This is a genomic window from Candidatus Symbiopectobacterium sp. NZEC127 (genome assembly GCF_025962675.1).
Classification (GTDB): domain Bacteria; phylum Pseudomonadota; class Gammaproteobacteria; order Enterobacterales; family Enterobacteriaceae; genus Symbiopectobacterium.
Genome location: NZ_JAGFPG010000079.1, coordinates 1 through 557 on the forward strand (window position 1 = coordinate 1; position 557 = coordinate 557).

Here is a 557-nt window from a genome sequence, read left to right on the forward strand (position 1 = left end):
TACGTGGCCTCAGCGCTGGCGCTGAAGCTCGGGATGAAGCGCGAACACCTGCTGGTACAAAAAGTCGAGAAGGAAGGCGCGGATCAACCCTCGATCCTGCCTTAACCCTGTTCGATAACGTTGAGAAAAATCCCTGCTACGGCAGGGATTTTTTTATGCATCAGGGGCGGTCGGTTTCAACCTGATGCAGGCGGATAAACCCGAGTTGCTCCGGCGTAACACCGCTCAACCGTACACCAAATACGGCTTCGGTTTTGGGCAATAGGGGGGCGTCGAGTACCAGCGGCTGTGTGTGCGTTTCGCTCGGCAACGGTTTGCTACTGACCGGATCGATCTGACCCCAGTCGAGTTGCGCGCGAAACGCAGGCAGTGCCGTACCTTCCAGTAGCCGAACGTGCAGCAGCGCTTGAGCGCCATTCGCCTCGGGTTCAATATGGCTCAGGGAAATGCTCAGTTTGCCAATGTTGCTTTGCAACATTGCGCTACTTTTCGCACTGGGTAGTAGATACACGCCGTGGGTAGAGTGACTGTTTAAGGTATTTTGCTGCTCCAGGGCT

At 55.5% G+C, this 557-nt stretch carries 1 protein-coding gene and 1 pseudogene; one reads left to right on the top strand and one right to left on the bottom strand.

Features of this window, described 5'->3' with window-relative positions:
• Positions 1-105, top strand: a pseudogene (locus tag J5069_RS24005) (protein translocase subunit SecF); the annotation flags it as partial.
• 55 nt (positions 106-160) lie between these two features.
• On the opposite strand, the gene J5069_RS24010 reads toward J5069_RS24005, so the two are convergent.
• Positions 161-557, bottom strand: a 397-nt coding sequence (locus J5069_RS24010; protein ID WP_264646147.1) for a DUF3251 domain-containing protein, incomplete at its 5' end; no start/stop codon positions are given.